This window comes from Funiculus sociatus GB2-C1, assembly GCF_039962115.1.
GTDB classification, from domain to species: Bacteria; Cyanobacteriota; Cyanobacteriia; order Cyanobacteriales; family FACHB-T130; genus Funiculus; species Funiculus sociatus.
On sequence record NZ_JAMPKJ010000014.1, the window covers coordinates 23,533 to 40,955 of the forward strand.

A 17,423-nucleotide genomic window follows, 5' to 3' on the forward strand; every position below is an offset into this window, starting at 1 on the left:
TCTTTTGCCTTTTAATTTTTAAATTTTTACTTCTTTAGCAATGTTGCACAAGTCACTGACTGGTTTTCGTTGGAGATCGATGCTGGCACCTTGGCAAGAGGTAGACTGGCTGCTATTGTTTCTTACCGTTGGTCTTACCATTCTTGGGGGTGTGATGATCCGCAGCGCGGAACTCCACCTGGGGCTAACAGATTGGTGGTGGCACTGGCTGATGGGCGCGATTGGTTTGGTAGTGGCGATGTTTATTGCGCGATCGCGTTACGAAAACCTGCTCCAGTGGCACTGGGTTATCTACGCCATCACTAATCTCTCCCTGATCGCGGTGATGATCATCGGTACTAGCGCTAAAGGCGCTCAACGATGGATTACTGTCGGCAGCTTCAACATCCAACCTTCGGAATTTGCGAAATTAGGAGTAATTATTACCCTAGCTGCTCTGCTGCACGCTCGTCCCGCCAATACCATTCCAGCGGTTTTGAGAGCTTTGGCAATAACTGGGGTTCCTTGGGCTTTAGTATTTTTGCAGCCAGACTTGGGAACCTCCCTGGTGTTTGGCGCGATCGTGCTGGGGATGCTCTATTGGGGTAATGCCAATCCCGGTTGGTTGGTGTTGCTCGCTTCTCCGGTGATGTCCGCCATCCTCTTTAACGTGTTTATGCCTGGGTGGTTCGTTTGGACGGCACTGATGGGGATAATTGCTTGGCGCACCTTACCCTGGCCCATGTCCGGTGCGATTGGAGCGATCGCAGTCAACCTGATCGGCGGCGAATTAGGAAAGATATTTTGGGGCTTATTAAAAGACTATCAAAAAGACCGACTCATCCTCTTCCTTGACCCAGACAAAGACCCCCTCGGCGGCGGCTATCACCTGATCCAATCTCGCATCGCCATCGGTGCAGGTGAATTTTGGGGACGAGGATTGCACAAAGGAACCCAAACCCAACTCAACTTCATCCCGGAACAGCATACCGACTTCATCTTCTCAGCTATAGGAGAGGAACTGGGTTTGGTAGGGGGCTTCTGTTTGCTATTGGTATTTTGGTTAGTCTGTCTGCGCTTGGTGATTATTGCCCAAAATGCTAAAGATAACTTTGGCTCTCTCCTCGCTATTGGTGTCTTATCGATGATTGTGTTTCAGGTGGTGGTTAACTTGGGCATGACTATGGGATTAGCACCAGTGACAGGTATTCCCCTTCCTTGGGTTAGTTACGGTCGTTCGGCGATGCTGAAAAACTTCCTGGCTATTGGGATTGTAGAATCTGTGGCAAATTATCGTCACCGACTGAAGTTTTAGTTATTAGTCATTTGAATTATGGCTAATAGATAATATAAAGTTTCTCAGTTTGGTGGAGTAGATCAACGTTTGGTAGGGACATGGCAATGCCATGTCCCTACAGATGTATGGCACTCAACCCTTGAATTGCTGAACAAGTAGCCATGAGTCCATGATTAAATGAACACTTGTATTAAGCTAATAAATGAAAACTTAATTGAGAAGGAATTATGATTTTACCTGGAACGGCTGTACGAGTGAAGAATATCGACGATACCTACTACGGTTTTCAAGGGCTAGTTCAACGAGTTACCGATAATAAAGCAGCGGTACTGTTTGAAGGCGGCAATTGGGATAAGCTAATTACCTTCCAGCTATCAGAATTAGAAATTCTAGAGCCAACAGCGGGACGCAAAAAGGCAAAATAGTAAATGGCTAATTGCTAATGGCTAATAGCTAATAGCAATTTTCCAATTAGCCATTAGTAATGAATAATTGATTATGCGTCTTCCCTTACCCCAATTTGCTGCGGGCGATCGCTCGCCCAACCATATTGCTGAAGTGATTGAGACGGCAACGACTGAATTCCTGGCACAGTGTCTCGATCCCGAAGACTTGAGCTTCCCAGTCATGCCCCCTTTTGGCAGCTGGGTCAAGTCTACTGATGAAGAATCGGGCAATTTAGTCTATGCTATCGTTTATCATGCCACCACCAGCCCAATAGATTCTATCCACCGGGCGCGGGCATTAGGACTGTCACTAGAGGAACTGCGAGAGCAACAACCTCAAATATTTGCCATGCTCAAAACCGAGTTTCGCGCTGCGATAGTTGGGTTTGAGGCACAAGGACAGGGAAATAATGGTTACAAACGTGTCGGCGGAATAACTTATCAATACCTGCCACCTCGTCCGCCGCAAATACATCAAGCGGTTTATCGCTGCGAACCGGAAGAAATTATTCACTTTAGCGAACAGCTGGATTTTTTGCGAACCTTATTGCAGGTGAATGGTGCGCCTGTAGAGGCGCTAGCAGGAGCGGCAATTAGAGAAATTTATCAATTACGCAAAGGCGATCGTGATTGGTTAATAAAAGCAGGACGCACTCTGAGCCTTCTTCTCAAAGACGATTACGACAGATTGAGGTATATTTTGAGCCAAATTAATCTTTAGGAAGTTTAGATTTTGGGTTTCTAATTCGTAATAAAAGGAAAGAGGAAAAAGTCAAGGATTTTTTTTGCCTTTGCCTTTTGCCTATTTCTATAGAGATAGGGCGCAAAAAACCCTTTTTCTGTAAGATAACTCAAGCAATACAACTCTACTTTAAGCAGCGTTGGGGCTTGCTTTTGAGCATGTCGGTTAAAAATCATCCCTAAGCTACCTCCTATGGAATCAATTTCAGAAGTTTTAGAGCAACCGATAGTTCCATTTGCAATTTTGCTAGTGGTCATCTTGACCGTACCTATGCTGTTCGAGCGGTGGTTGCGGCTGCCAGGATTGGTTGGTTTGTTGGCAGCAGGTGTTGTACTTGGCCCGAACGGGTTAAAACTGCTGGAAACCGAATCAGAGACGATGAACCTGCTCTCAGACATAGGGTTAGTTTACTTGATGTTTGTGGCAGGGCTAGAAGTTGATATTGAGCAATTTCGCAAAACCAAAAATCGCTCGATTGGTTTTGGTACCTATACCTTCCTAATACCCCTGATTATGGGGACAACCGTGGGGCGTATCTTCAACTTTGACTGGAATGCTTCAATTTTGATTGGCTCTTTGTTTGCCTCTCATACCCTCTTGGCTTATCCAATTGTTAGTCGTCTGGGTGTTGTGGGAAACGAAGCCGTCACTGTCACCATTGGCGCGACAATTTTCACCGATGTTGGCGCGTTACTGGTATTAGCTGTTTGTGTGGGCATTCATGCGGGTGACTTTACGCCTACTAAGCTGTTCACCCTGTTGGCATCCTTAATTGTTTACTCTGCGGTGGTGTTGTTTGGCTTTGATTGGGCTGGAAAACAGTTTTTTCGACGTTCTGGGAATGATGAGGGCAATCAATTTTTATTTGTATTGTTAGCGCTATTTCTGGCATCGTTGGGCGCACAGTTGATTGGGGTAGAAAAAATTGTCGGAGCCTTTTTAGCTGGTCTGGCAGTGAATGATGTTTTGGGGGAAGGGCCAGTAAAGGAAAAGGTGCTTTTTGTCGGTAGCGTCTTATTTATCCCGATTTTCTTCGTGGATATGGGGCTACTGATAGATATTCCGGCTTTTATTAAAACGCTCTCTTCTATCTGGTTAACTGTAGCGATTGTGGCGGGTTTGATTGGAAGTAAGTTTTTGGCAGCTTTGTTTGCCAAACTAACGTACCGCTACAACTGGCGCGAGATGCTAACGATGTGGTCACTGTCGCTACCGCAGGTTGCTGCTACTTTGGCAGCGACGCTGGTGGGGTATCGGGCGCTCAATCCGGCGGGTGAGAGGTTGCTGACAGAAGGTGTTTTAAACAGCGTGCTAGTTTTGATGCTGGTGACGGCAACGTTAGGCCCCCTGATTACCAGTCGGGTAGCGCCTGGGTTGAGTGTACCGGAAACGGAAGCGATCGCAACTAACACAACTGGACTAGATGGCATACCTGCATCGCCAGACCAACCTTTTACAGTGGTTGTACCTGTCTACAATCCGGAAACCGAGAGGAATTTAATGGAAATGGCAGCGCTACTGGCGCGGCATGAAGCGGGAAGGATTGTACCGTTAGCGATTACCACAGCGCACGCCCACATGGACGCACCGCAGTTGGAAGGGGCATTCCAGCAAGGTGAGATGCTACTTGAGAGAGCCACAGGATTAGCCGTTGAACTAGGTGTGACAGCGGTACCATTGCTCCGCCTTGATGACAACGTTGCTCAGGGAATTAGCCGCGCCAGTCGGGAACAAAAAGCGAGTTTAATTGTGATGGGCTGGGGTAGACGCACCGGCTTAAGGGCGCGTTTGTTCGGCAATGTGATTGATAGCGTCCTGTGGTCGTCTCACTGTCCAGTTGCGGTGACGCGGTTGCAGGGTCCGCCGTCACAAATTCGGCGGATTTTGGTTCCAGTGGAAAACTTGACGGGGCAAGCGATACAACCGTTGCGGTTTGCCCAAATTCTGGCTGAGGCAAATCAGGCTCAGGTGACGTTGTTAAACGTCTGCAATAGTAGAACAACGCCAGCGAAGATAGCGTGGAACCAGTCGCAACTGTCTCTGCTAGTCTCAAAGTGGGCACCTGGAAGTAACAACATCAACGTTGAAATTATCAAGAATGACAATGTGGCGCAAGGAATTCTAAATGCTTCTAGGTCGGTTGATTTGATTGTATTGCGATCGCTTCGTCGCCGCACCGCTGGCGGTCTGGAAATCAGCGATGTTACTACACAGTTAGTTCAGCAACTAAATTGCTCTGTAGTACTGCTAGGGGAGCCACAACGAACCCAAACTGGTGTTGTTCTACCCAGGACTTCCAGCGTTTCCATGCCCCGGATTTCAATTTAACTAAGGTCAGGATGGCTAATTGGTAATTGTTAAAAGCCATCCTGATCTTAGCTTTCAGGAGCATCCCGTCGAGTGCAAATATACACCTAGAAGAAAGCCGCGCCTCAATACTCCACAAACGAAGCCTAACGAAAGCGGGGTTCCTATTAGCCTACGTTGGCTTTCGCTTTAGAGGCGCGGCTTTCTTCTAGGCTTGGTACGCGAAAGCCACGCCTTGAGTCGTCAGGCATTTTTACCAGCATGGGGATGCCTGTTCGCTTTTTAACTATTTCCTCTCCTTTTTAAGTCTTCTTCCCAGGCTTCTAGTTGCTTTTTTTTCTGCTCTAGGTCTTGTTCCAATGTTTGAATTTGTTCCCGACGCGCTTCCATTTCTAAATTTTTGCGGGCTAATTCCTGACTTTGTAAAGTGAGGTCTTGCCGCCAGTGTTCAGCACGTTCGGCTTCCTGCTGTAAAAAGGTGGGAGTAATGCTACTTGTTAGGTACTGCTGCACTAATTCCAAAACCCAATCTTTCGCTTTTTCAATACTATGAATCTGCTGATTTTCACTTACCTCTACTAAAACTAACCAACCTTCCTTCGGGGATTCGATATCGACGGCGGGAATTACATATTCTTTATCAATCACTGCCCAGGTATTCTCAGAGGTTTGTTTGGCAAGGATTCGCAGTTCTACCCCGCCTGACAATTCATTTTTTTGCACTTCGGCAAAATATCGCATTGCTATCTTGTCTTTAAACGAACACGTCTGGGCACCCTAAGTTTACGGGCGTATTATATCGTAAATAACACTTTTATTCCTATATCGCAGGGAATAAAGTGTTATTGAAGCCGGGATACACCACTGTGTCCCTAGAGACTTTTAGAGCCGCTCCAGTCGCTCACGCAGAATTTCTGCCTGTTTCTCAGCTTCGGCTAGTGAGTCCCGCGCCTTTTGCACCACGTCAGGTGCGGCTTTCTCGACAAAATTGGCATTGCCTAAACGCCCGGAAAGGGATTTGGCTTCGGCTTCAACTTTGCTCAAGTTTTTATCTAGTTTGGCACGTAGTGCGTCCACATCGACGACTCCGGCAAGGGGAATTAAAACTTGGATTGTGCCAACGACACCAGCGATCGCTTTTGGCATAGCACTTTCTTCACTGTTCTCCTGTTCTGGTGGTCTTAAATCGGTTTCTGGGGGATGCGTGTAGCCAAGTTGTTTTGATGCTGTATCATTTTTGTCAATTTTGCCTTTGGCAATAATTTGTGTAACCTTTGACACTACAAAAAGACAAAGAAGCACCACAAATAAAAATGGCAGCAAAAACAAAAATGGTAACAAAATCGGGGCATTGGCACTAGATTTTTCCTTGACAGATGCCGCGAGATTTGGTTCCGTAGAAGACGAGAGGGCAGACTTTACCTCTGCGGATGAATCCGGCTTTAATATTTCGGTAGATGACGGGGTATCTTTTGCGCCCTTGATGGTTAATTTCTCTACCTTTGCCAAGTCTTGAATATAAGACTCCCCTAAGTTTAGGATATGCCGTTCCTTGTCGCTTTGGGTCTGCAAAATTACTGGAACCTTCACCCCAGGCTTGATGTCAGCTTCTGCCCGAAGATTGCGAATGGTGCGGATAGTGCCGAATAGCAATTCAAATTGCTGTTCTTTATCTGGGTCGATGAGTGCGGGATCTGCTTCGGGATAAGATTGTAACGCCAAAGCTTTGCCTTCACCAGCTTGAGTGAGAGTATGCCAAATTTCTTCAGTGATGTGAGGCATGAAGGGATGGAGTAATTTTAGAATCCCTTCCAGCACATAGGCAAGCGTCTGCTGGGCAACTAGCCGCGATGCTGCTGGTGCTTCCGGACGCAGGCGAGGTTTTACCAGTTCAATGTACCAGTCGCAGAAGTCACCCCAAATAAATTCGTAAAGTCCTTTGGCAGCTTCCCCTAGTCCGTAGTTGTCGATGTATTGACTACTTTGCTGCACTACTTGATGGTAGCGGGAGAGAATCCAGCGATCGCATAATTCCAATGCCTCTGTTGCGGGGTTCCCCAGCTGTTGCGGCGTTCGACCATCCAGATTCATCATCACAAACCGGGCAGCATTCCACAGCTTGTTAGTGAAATTGCGCGATGCTTCCACCGATGCCGATTCATCCGTCTTGCGATTGTATTCTAGGCGGATATCTTGACCTGCACCAACCACTTCCTTAATCAGAGAATAGCGCAAAGCATCAGTGCCGTATTTGTCAATCAGCAACAGCGGATCGATACCATTGTTGGCAGACTTAGACATCTTCTTGCCATTCTCATCCAGTACCAAACCGTGGATGTAAACGTCCTTGAAGGGCATTTGACCTGTGAAATGTCCAGCCATCATCGTCATTCTGGCAACCCAGAAGAAGATGATGTCAAAGCCAGTAACGAGGGTAGCGGTCGGGTAGTAAGTTGTCAAATCCTGGGTTTGTTCCGGCCAACCTAGAGTAGAAAAAGGCCACAATCCAGAAGAGAACCAGGTATCTAGCACATCTGGATCTTGTTCTAGTTTGACATTTTCGCCAAATTTTGCAACCGCTTTTTCTTTTGCTTCTGTCTCGTTTTGCGCCACCACAAACGGCGTGTTGTCGGTAATTTCACCACCAGTTTCGCTGACTGCATACCAGGCAGGAATTTGGTGTCCCCACCAAAGTTGGCGAGAGATGCACCAATCTTGTAGTTTGACTAGCCAATCCCGATAAACCTTAGTCCAACGCTGGGGAATAAACTCTGGGGAACTTTTATCGTCTAAGAATTGTAACGCCCGGTCAGCGAGGGGGCGAATTTTGACAAACCACTGAGTAGAGAGGAGGGGTTCGACCGGGACTTTACCGCGATCGCTATAAGGAACCGTATGCTTATAATCCTCTATCTTGACCAAAAACCCGTCTGATTCCAGTCGCTGCACCACATTTTTCCGGGCAACAAAGCGGTCTTGTCCCTGGAACTCCCCAGCATTTTCGTTTAAAGTGCCGTCCTTATTCATGATGTTGATAAACGGCAAATTGTGGCGCTTACCCATCGCAAAGTCGTTGGGGTCGTGGGCTGGTGTCACCTTCACGCAACCAGTCCCAAAGGCAGGATCGACCAATTCATCGGCAATAATCGGAATTTCCCGCTGCATAATTGGCAGCATCAGCGTCTTCCCAATCAAATCTTTGTAGCGGTCATCATTGGGATTCACTGCCACCGCCGTATCTCCCAGCATCGTCTCCGGTCGAGTTGTCGCCACCTCCATAAAGCCAGAACCATCCGTGAGGGGATAGCGGAAGTGCCACAGATTACCGTTAACTTCCTTGTTTTCCACCTCCAAGTCAGAAACCGCAGACTGAGTTCCAGGACACCAGTTCACCAGGTAATTGCCGCGATAGATCAACCCTTCCTCATACATTCGGGTAAAGGCTTCCAGTACCGCTTTAGATAAGCCTTCATCCAGCGTGAAGCGTTCCCGCGACCAATCTACCGAAACGCCCAAACTCCGCAGTTGGTTAACAATCTTACCCCCAGATTCAGTTTTCCACTGCCAAGCTTTTTCGAGGAATGCTTCGCGCCCTAACTCAAAGCGAGTTTTACCTTCTTTTTTAAGTTGCTTTTCCAGAATCGTTTGCACTGCAATACTCGCGTGGTCGGTTCCCGGTACCCACAAGGTATTGCGCCCTTTCATTCGGTGGTAGCGGACGAGGGTATCAATCAGGATACTCTCGAAGGCGTGTCCCATGTGCAAGCTACCCGTGACGTTGGGCGGGGGAATGACGATGCAGTAGGGTTCGCCAGGATGATTGGGGTCTGCTTGGAAGATGTGGTTTTCTTCCCAGAATTTTTGCCACTTGGTGTCGGTGGTTTTGGCGTCGTATTGGCTGGCGAGGGTGGGGATTGTTGCGGTCATGCTGGGAAGACTAAATGAAGAGGGGTTTAACTAAATTTTGCCATACGGTAGGGGGGGTAAGAAGAATGAACTGCTTTGGCGGAGCCTGCGCGGTTTATTTCTCCAAAAAATCCTTGCTTTTAGGTTTTACCATTTTGCACCATGACTTTTAAGTAGTATTGCCAGACTTGTTATTAGCTCAGAAATTATCAAAATTTCTAAATTCATAATCTCAACGCTTAATTAGTTATGGTCAATCATTGAGGATATATCGAGGCTTTTGGTGCAGTTGGAAATCGAAGAGTTATACAAGAATGACTCTGCTGGTAAAAGTATTTCTGTTCCCTTGTGTTGGCGATAGGAGTTTATCTTTACCCCATCAAATTTTAGCAATTCTGCTTTTGTTTGGTTGCGTATTTCTTGGCGATGAGCCAAGTTACCCGGAACAATTATATGTTTACCAAACATATTTTAAGTGTGAATCGGTCTTTAAGGTCAACTTCACCAAGGTTTTAGCTCTGCTTGTAAGCTATATTTACTTACCTTTCAACTACTTTTTTGGCATATAAGGTGCTGAAGATCCAATAATGACAATTTTAGTTTATTTGATGCGATCACGTCTTGGAGACAGAGGTTTGACACTTCCGGCTAGCTGAAAGCTAAAGAATCTACTCAAGCCATTCCGATGATTTTTCTGAGCGCGCTTTGCGAAACGGCGGATAAAGTCAGAAAGTGGAGTTCTATTGCTCTGGATTACGGCCCTCCAGTATGAATGCGATCACTTGTATATGCTAGTAGGCGCGATCGCTTATATCGTCAAGGGCTGTCTTGATACTTTTAGCAAAACTTTACTATTTGGCAGTGGTTGGTTGGCAAATACTAACTTCTATTTCTAAATGTTTAGCTTTATTTAGCTTTGGAAAAATTGGTGATTGGCTGGGAAATATAAATAAAGCTAGGTAAAATCCGGTACGCATCCATCTACTCTTACGTCAGTTCGCACTATCTATTACTTCTACAAAATAATGCTTACTCTTCCCACCTACGAACTTACTCAAGTTTTGCATGAAGGTATATCTACAATTATTTATCGCGCTTCCAGACAGTTAGATAAAGCTTCCGTAATTGTTAAAGCCCTTAAAGCAGAGTATCCCACTCTGGAAGAGCTGAGTCGGTTAAGACATGAATATAAAATTTTAGAAAATGCAGTAGATATAGAAGGAATTGTTAAGCCCCTAGCTTTAGAAAATTATAACAACGGTTTAGCGCTAATTTTGCCAGATTTTGGGGCAGAATCGCTGAAAAAATATTTAAGCGATCGCTCTCTGGAAGTAACTAAATTCCTAAATATAGCCATACAGCTAGCATCCACCTTAGCACAACTGCATCAAGCCCAAATTATTCATAAAGATATTAAGCCTGACAATATTGTAATTAACCCGCAAACCGGGCTAGTTAAATTCATCGACTTCAGCATTGCATCCAGCCTAGAGAGAGAAAATCAAACGCTTGGCAACCCCAACTTACTAGAAGGCACACTCGCCTATATGTCGCCAGAGCAAACTGGCAGAATGAATCGGTCAATTGACTATCGCACCGACTTTTATTCCTTGGGCGTTACGTTTTATGAAATGCTAACGGGTAAATTGCCTTTTGAAGCGCTTGAACCGCTGGAATTAGTACATTGCCATATTGCTAAAGTTCCAGTTCCACCTCATCAGGTCAATTCACAAATTCCTGAAGCTATTTCAAATCTGGTAATAAAATTATTAGCTAAAACTGCTGAAGAACGCTATCAAAGTGCGGAGGGATTAAAATTTGACTTAGAAACTTGCTTGCTAAAACTGCAAACTACTGGAACGATTTCTAATTTTATACCCGGTAGTGCAGATAAAGCAGCTCAATTACTGATACCACAAAAACTTTATGGTCGTGAAGCAGAAGTTACTACCCTTCTGAAAACATTCGATCGCGTTGCTGCTGGCACGACGGAAATAATGCTGGTATCGGGTTACTCCGGCATTGGTAAAACTGTTTTGGTGAATGAAGTTCACAAACCTATTGTACGGCAACGTGGCTATTTTATTGCCGGAAAGTTTGACCAGTTTAAACGGAATATTCCTTATGCTTCTTTAATTCAAGCTTTCCAATCGTTAATTCTGCAACTGCTAACCGAAGGCGAAATAGAAATCCAAGCTTGGAAAGAAAAATTGCTATCCGCTTTAGGCGATAACGGACAAGTTATTATCGATGTTATCCCTGAAGTCGAATTAATTATCGGCAAGCAGCCACTCGTACCGGAACTAGGAGCAACAGAGTCTCAAAACCGTTTTAGTCGGGTTTTTAAACAATTTATTAGCGTGTTTACAACAGAAAAACACCCTCTTGTTGTGTTTCTGGATGACTTGCAGTGGGCGGATTCGGCATCGCTGAAATTAATCGAACTATTGATAACCGATAGCGATAGCAAGTATTTATTGCTCATTGGCGCGTATCGAGATAACGAAGTTTTTCCCACCCATCCGACTGTCCAGACAATTGAAAAAATTCAAAAAACAGCTGCGTCGGTAAATAATATCGTACTCAGCCCGTTACAACTCGTTCATGTTGAAGAATTAATCGCCGATACTTTAAATGAATTTATTTGTTCGGGATCGCTATCTGTAGAAACACAAAATTTAGCGTCTCTACTTTTAAACAAAACCCAAGGCAATCCCTTCTTTTTAACTCAACTCCTCAAAACTCTTTATCAAGAAAATTTACTAGGTTATGACTTACACTCAAGTGAGTGGCAGTGGAATATTGAGCAAATTCTGGCAATTGGCATCACTGATTATAATGTTGTTGAGTTGATTGCTAGAAATATTCGTAAACTGCCGGATGAGACACAGAAAGTATTAAAACTAGCAGCTTGTATTGGCAACAGTTTTAATTTAGAAGTTTTGAGCGTTGTCAATGAAGAAACCACCTTAGTTACTGCTGTACAGTTGTGGTCTGCACTTCAGGCAGGTTTGATTTTACCCCTAAGCAATGATTACAAAATCCCTCTAGTATTTAATCAGGAGGAATTCGGCGGGATTACCTTAACAGATGTCAAGGTTGATTACAAGTTTTTACATGACCGCGTGCAGCAAGCGGCTTATTCTCTAATCCCAGATGAAGAGAAAAAACAGACTCACCTGAAAATTGGTCAATTACTACTGCAAAATACAACGCCTCAAGAACGAAAAGAAAATATTTTCGCACTGGTTAACCAACTCAATTATGGTACTGGCTTACTAACTTCTGAGCCGGAAAAATACGAACTATCTCAACTCAATCTTATCGCTGGTCAAAGAGCCAAAGCAGCAACAGCCCACGATTCCGCCGTTAAATATTTGCAGGTGGGTTTATCTCTTCTGGTAAGAGATAGCTGGGAAAGCCAATATGAATTGACATTAGCACTGCATGAGGAAGCAGCAGAAGCAGCTTTTTTGGGCGGTAATTTTGAAGGAATGCAGAGATTCGTTGAGATAGTACAGAACTCTGCCAAAACGCTGTTAGACAAAATTAAAGTGTATGAAGTCCAGATTCAAGCTTATGTTTCGCAGAACAAGCTACTAGAAGCAGTTAATACAGCGTTAGAAGTTTTAAAGCTGTTAGGGGTGGAGTTTCCCCAAGAGCCGAAACCGTCAGATATTGGGCAAGCACTAGGGGAAACTGCGGCAATTTTGAATAGGAAGCCAATTGAGCAATTAATTGACCTGCCTCAAATGACTGAGCCTTATAAACTAGCAGCGATGAGACTTATGTCAAGTATCTTTGCTCCTGCATACGTTGCTGCACCAGAACTGGTTCCCTTGACGGTGTGCAAACAAATAGCTTTATCCATCAAATATGGTAATGCTTCCGTGTCTCCCTTTGTTTATGCCAATTATGGTCTTCTTCTTTGTGGCATTGTCGGAGATATTGATTCAGGTTATCAGTTCGGCCAATTGGCTTTAACTCTAGTGTCAAAGTTAAATGCTAAAGAAATCAAAGCTAAGACAATTGCCATAGTAAATATATTTATCCAACCTTGGAAAGAGCATCTTAGAGAAACGTTAGAACCTTTCGTGTCAGCTTACGATAGCGGAATGGAGACGGGAGATTTAGAATGGGCTGCCTTCGGTCTACTAGAGTACTCCTATTTCGCTTACTTTAGCGGCAAAGAACTGGCTGTCCTTGAAAGAGAGATGGCAAGAAACAGAGATGCTATTCATAAAATCAAGCAAGAAACAGCACTTTATTATATAGAAATATATTGGCAGGCCGTCTTAAATCTGCTTGGAAAGAGTGAAAATCTATGTCGTCTAAAGGGTGAAGCCTGCGATGAGCAGATAAGGTTGCCATTGCATCAACAAGCAAAGGACACAGTGGGAGTTGCCTACATATATTGGAACAAACTTTTACTTAGTTACTGGTTTGAAAATTACTCGGAAGCAATTGAAAATACTGCCATAGCAGAGAAGTATTTGGAGGCGGTAGTAGGATTACCCCTCGTTCCTCTCTTCCATTTTTACGATTCTTTAGTATGGCTAGCCGTGTATACCAATAGCTCGCAGTCTAAACAACAGGAAATTCTCAAACGGGTACAAGCGAATCAAGAAAAAATGCAGAAATGGGCGCATCATGCCCCAATGAATCATCTGCACAAATTTTATTTAGTAGAGGCAGAACGGCATCGGGTTTTAGGAGAAAAAGTAGAAGCGATAGAGAATTACGATCGCGCCATTGCCCTCGCTAAAGAAAACGAGTATATCAACGAGGAAGCACTCGCTTATGAACTCGCCGCCAAATTTTATCTGTCATGGGGTAAAGAAAAAATTGCCCGCACCTACATGACCGATGCTTATTATGCCTATATGCGTTGGGGGGCTATTGCTAAAGTCAAGGATTTAGAGTCAAGATACCCGCAATTAATAGCGCGATCACTTGTCACAGAAACCCCCTTTAACTTCGACTTAACTGGAACAATTACCAGTCTAACCACCACAGGTAGCCAGGCAGAAATTCTGGACATGGCTTCAGTAATAAAAGCGTCTCAAGCCATTTCCGGTGAAATTGTCTTAGAAAACCTGCTAGAAAAATTAATGAAAATATTGATAGAAAATGCAGGTGCTGAAACTGGCTTGCTCATTTTATCAAAGCAGGGTCAATTCTTTATAGAAGCAGCCGGAAATAAAGAGCAAGTACAAGTGCTGCGATCGCTTCCTGTATCAACCAGCCAGCAGCTACCTGTCTCAGTAATAAACTACGTCACCAGAACTCAAAAAGATGTCGTTTTAAACGATGCCGTTCAGGAGAAAATATTTAACACCGATCCTTATATCATCCAAAATAATCCAAAATCTCTCCTGTGTGTCCCCATCATCTATCAAGGCAAGTTAACTGCGATTCTTTATCTAGAAAATAATCTAATTGCCGGTGCATTTACGCCGAAACGTATAGAAGTTCTACGGATATTATCCTCGCAGGCGGCAATTTCAATTGAGCATGCTCGTTTGTACACCGATTTAGAAGTAGCCAACGCGAGTTTAGAAGCGAAAGTAGAAGAACGAACCCAAGAGTTACAGGAAAAAAATGTGCGCTTGCAAACAGCAGAAACAGTCGCACAATCTGCCAACCGTGCCAAAAGTGATTTCCTCGCGAGTATGAGCCACGAACTCCGCACACCACTTAATGGCATATTGGGTTATGCTCAAATCCTCAAACGCGATAAAACTATAACTGACTCGCAAAAAGATGGTTTAAATATCATTCACCAGTGCGGCGAACACTTGCTGAACTTGATTAATGAAGTTCTAGATTTATCCAAAATCGAAGCTAGAAAGATGGAACTCCATCCGACAGAATTTCATTTTACAGAATTTCTAGAAGGCCTAGCTGAAATCTGCCGCATTAAGGCGCGACAAAAAGGCATTTCATTAATTTATGAACCGATTACATTACTTCCTACCGGAGTCCGAGCGGATGAACAAAGGCTGCGGCAAGTATTAATTAACTTACTAGGAAATGCCGTAAAATTCACTCAAACTGGCGGAGTTGCTTTTAAGGTAGGTTATCACGAAGGCAAGATTCGGTTTCAAGTGGAAGATACGGGATTGGGGATGGCACCAGAACAATTAGAAGAAATATTTTTGCCCTTCCATCAGGTCGGAGACCACAACCTCAAAACTGAGGGAACTGGATTGGGATTGGCAATTAGCCGTCAATTAGTTGAGTTGATGGGTGGCGAAATTAAAGTAAAAACTACCTTGGGTAAAGGTAGCATTTTCTTCTTTGATTTAGACTTGCCGGAAGCCTCTGACTGGGCCGATAATAGGAAAGAGTACAAACTAAATATACAAGGTTTCAAAGGCTATAAGCGTAAACTTATCATAGCAGATGATAAAAAAGAAAATCGCTCACTATTGGTCAAAATGTTATCGCCTTTAGGGTTTGAGATAGTGGAAGCAACAGATGGTCAAGACTGTCTAAATAAGGCTGAGGAATTGAATCCTGATTGCATCTTAATGGACTTGATGATGCCTCAGTTGAATGGTTTTGAAGCTACCCGAAGGATTAAGCGATCGCCAGAACTAAAAGATGTGGTAGTGATTGGCACTTCCGCCAGCGTTTTTGAGTTCGATCAGGACAAAAGCAAGGAGGCGGGTTGCAACGATTTTCTACCCAAACCTATTCGAGTAGAAGACCTGTTAGATAAGTTAAACGTTCACTTAAACTTGGAGTGGGTTTATGAGGAAAGCAATAGTGAAAATGCAACTATGCACGCAGAAGAAAATTCTCAGGATACTAGACTCAAAACTCAGCATCCGCTTGTAGCCCCTCCTACAGAAGAGATTGCTGCTTTGTTGGATTTAGTAATGATGGGCGATCTCAATAGTATTGTCGAAAGAGCGGTTAACCTGGAAAAAAAAGATGTGATGTTTGCGCCTTTTGCCAGGGAAATACAGGAATTAGCTAAAGGTTTTCAGGTTAAGAAAATACGCGATCTCCTTAAAAATGTAGGAATAAATAAATGAAAAGCACAAATACTAATAACGGCGTAATTTTAATCGTTGATGACAACCCAACTAATTTAAAAGTCCTGTTCAAGTTTCTGGCTGACTCTGGCTTCAAAGTTTTGGTAGCTGAGGATGGCGAAGATGCGATCGCGCAGGTGGATTATGCACTGCCAGACCTCATCTTATTGGATGTACTCATGCCTGGAATGGATGGCTTTGAAACTTGCCGCCACTTGAAAGCTAAGGAATCAACGAAAGAAATTCCCATAATTTTTATGACGGCGCTTTCTGAAACGGTGGATAAAATTACAGGCTTGAGTCTTGGAGCCGTAGACTATATTACTAAACCACTTCAGCATGAAGAGGTTTTAGCCCGTCTCAAGGTTCATTTAAGCTTGCGAAATCTAACTAAAAAGTTACAAGATCAAAACGTGCGTCTTGAAGAGGAGATTGAAGAGCGTGCAAAGGTAGAGGCAGCTCTCTTAACGCTCACTTCTGAATTAGAAATACGAGTTGCAGAAAGAACGGCTGAACTTTTCCAATCAAATCAGCTGTTGACGGGGTCGAATGAGCAGCTGAAACAAGAAATCCAAGAACGCATCACTACGGAAACTGCATTGCAGAAATCAGAAGCACGTTATCGAGAACAAGCCAATCAGCTAGAACTTGCCTTTCGCAAACTTAAAGAAACTCAAAGCCAATTAGTTCACAGTGAAAAAATGTCCAGCTTGGGACAATTGGTTGCAGGGGTGGCACATGAAATTAATAATCCTGTCAACTTTATCTACGGCAATCTTACCCACGCGCATCATTATAGCCAAGACATTCTCGGACTCTTGAAGCTCTATATTAAGTATCTTCCATCACCGCCGCCGGAGATTCAGGAGTACGTTGAGGCTATAGATTTGGAGTTTTTGATTGAAGATTTGCCCAAATTGCTAGCTTCGATGAAGGTGGGAGCCGATCGCATCCGGGAGATTATTCAGTCGTTGCGACATTTTTCCCGTGTGGATGAAGCCCAAATGAAGCCAGTGGATATTCATGCTGGGCTGGATAGCACGCTGTTGATTTTGCACAATCGGTTTAAACCTAGTGCTAACCATCCAGGTATTCAGCTTGTCAAAGAATATAGCAAGCTGCCACCAGTAGAGTGTTATGCAGGGCAGCTCAACCAGGTGTTTATGAATTTGATTGCCAATGCAATTGATGCGTTGGAGGACTATGACAAAAACCGATCGCCCGAAGAAGTTTACTGTTCCCTGAGCTTAATTCGTATTCGCACGGAAGTAACCGATAGTAACTTCGTGACTATTCGGATTGGGGATAATGGCCCTGGTATAGCACCTGAAGTACGCGATCGCCTATTCGACCCGTTCTTTACAACGAAACCCCCAGGTAGAGGTACTGGTTTGGGCTTGTCTATTAGCTACCAAATTGTCGCCTCCAAACACGGTGGTCAGATAATGTGTATTTCAGCGCCGGGACAGGGAGCCGAGTTTATAATTAAAATTCCGATTCGACGACAGCCTCTGGAATCGGCTTGCCAATTAGGTAAGTTGGAAAAAAAAAGCATAATTTCGGCTAGTCTCCGGTAAGTGTCTGTCTACCGAAATCTGCGGGGCTAAAGCCCCGCAGAAAATTACGCAATTTCAAGTAACTTTGCGCTCAGATCCCAGTGCTTTTTAGCTTTGTTCTCATCGCTAACTTGGTCAGATTTTTGC

General features: G+C 44.2%; 10 protein-coding genes. 7 read left to right on the forward strand and 3 right to left on the reverse strand.

All coding sequences use genetic code 11. From position 1 onward, the window contains the following. The first annotated feature begins 40 nt into the window (after window positions 1-40). The 4 genes from rodA (at window position 41) to NDI42_RS09335 (ending at window position 4,792) form a co-directional block, all read left to right on the forward strand. Window positions 41-1,294 (forward strand): rod shape-determining protein RodA, encoded by a 1,254-nt coding sequence (rodA, locus tag NDI42_RS09320; protein WP_190454592.1) that lies wholly within the window; start codon window positions 41-43, stop codon window positions 1,292-1,294. Window positions 1,295-1,503: 209 nt separating this feature from the next. Further along, entirely contained in the window at window positions 1,504-1,701 is a 198-nt protein-coding gene (locus NDI42_RS09325) for an NAD(P)H dehydrogenase subunit NdhS (RefSeq protein ID WP_190424076.1), read from the forward strand. 73 nt (window positions 1,702-1,774) lie between these two features. Further along, window positions 1,775-2,443, forward strand: a complete 669-nt coding sequence (locus NDI42_RS09330; RefSeq protein ID WP_190444898.1) for an HAS-barrel domain-containing protein — start codon at window positions 1,775-1,777, stop codon at window positions 2,441-2,443. 213 nt (window positions 2,444-2,656) lie between these two features. Then, window positions 2,657-4,792 (forward strand): cation:proton antiporter domain-containing protein, encoded by a 2,136-nt coding sequence (locus tag NDI42_RS09335; protein ID WP_190454595.1) that lies wholly within the window; start codon window positions 2,657-2,659, stop codon window positions 4,790-4,792. 261 nt (window positions 4,793-5,053) lie between these two features. Here the strand turns inward: NDI42_RS09335 and NDI42_RS09340 are convergent, their stop codons facing one another. From NDI42_RS09340 to NDI42_RS09350, 3 genes are all read right to left on the reverse strand, one after another. Further along, on the reverse strand, window positions 5,054-5,512 hold the full coding sequence (locus NDI42_RS09340; protein WP_190424068.1) for an Atg14 domain-containing protein: 459 nt from the start codon (window positions 5,510-5,512) through the stop codon (window positions 5,054-5,056). 141 nt (window positions 5,513-5,653) lie between these two features. Further along, window positions 5,654-8,698: a valine--tRNA ligase gene (locus tag NDI42_RS09345; protein ID WP_190454598.1), complete on the reverse strand. Its 3,045-nt coding sequence runs from the start codon at window positions 8,696-8,698 to the stop codon at window positions 5,654-5,656. Between the two features lie 222 nt (window positions 8,699-8,920). Beyond that, window positions 8,921-9,145, reverse strand: a complete 225-nt coding sequence (locus NDI42_RS09350; RefSeq protein ID WP_348231396.1) for a hypothetical protein — start codon at window positions 9,143-9,145, stop codon at window positions 8,921-8,923. A 275-nt stretch (window positions 9,146-9,420) separates the two neighbouring features. Between NDI42_RS09350 and NDI42_RS09355 the strand changes: the two genes are divergently transcribed. From NDI42_RS09355 to NDI42_RS09365, 3 genes are all read left to right on the forward strand, one after another. Further along, the gene (locus NDI42_RS09355) at window positions 9,421-9,573 is read left to right on the forward strand and encodes a hypothetical protein (protein ID WP_190454603.1); all 153 of its coding nucleotides are present in this window, start codon (window positions 9,421-9,423) and stop codon (window positions 9,571-9,573) included. A 129-nt stretch (window positions 9,574-9,702) separates the two neighbouring features. Then, window positions 9,703-15,720, forward strand: coding sequence for a hybrid sensor histidine kinase/response regulator (locus tag NDI42_RS09360; RefSeq protein WP_190454605.1), 6,018 nt, complete (start codon window positions 9,703-9,705; stop codon window positions 15,718-15,720). Beyond that, a complete protein-coding gene (locus NDI42_RS09365; RefSeq protein ID WP_190454609.1) occupies window positions 15,717-17,297 on the forward strand; it encodes a hybrid sensor histidine kinase/response regulator in 1,581 nt (526 codons plus the stop codon). Before NDI42_RS09360 ends, NDI42_RS09365 begins: the two co-directional genes overlap by 4 nt. The last annotated feature ends 126 nt before the right edge of the window (window positions 17,298-17,423 follow it).

Coding starts and splice junctions, on each gene's coding strand:
- rodA (WP_190454592.1), top strand. CDS start 41: ATGTTGCACAAGTCACTGACTGGTTTTCGTTGGAGATCGATGCTGGCA.
- NDI42_RS09325 (WP_190424076.1), top strand. CDS start 1,504: ATGATTTTACCTGGAACGGCTGTACGAGTGAAGAATATCGACGATACC.
- NDI42_RS09330 (WP_190444898.1), top strand. CDS start 1,775: ATGCGTCTTCCCTTACCCCAATTTGCTGCGGGCGATCGCTCGCCCAAC.
- NDI42_RS09335 (WP_190454595.1), top strand. CDS start 2,657: ATGGAATCAATTTCAGAAGTTTTAGAGCAACCGATAGTTCCATTTGCA.
- NDI42_RS09340 (WP_190424068.1), bottom strand. CDS start 5,512: ATGCGATATTTTGCCGAAGTGCAAAAAAATGAATTGTCAGGCGGGGTA.
- NDI42_RS09345 (WP_190454598.1), bottom strand. CDS start 8,698: ATGACCGCAACAATCCCCACCCTCGCCAGCCAATACGACGCCAAAACC.
- NDI42_RS09350 (WP_348231396.1), bottom strand. CDS start 9,145: ATGTTTGGTAAACATATAATTGTTCCGGGTAACTTGGCTCATCGCCAA.
- NDI42_RS09360 (WP_190454605.1), top strand. CDS start 9,703: ATGCTTACTCTTCCCACCTACGAACTTACTCAAGTTTTGCATGAAGGT.
- NDI42_RS09365 (WP_190454609.1), top strand. CDS start 15,717: ATGAAAAGCACAAATACTAATAACGGCGTAATTTTAATCGTTGATGAC.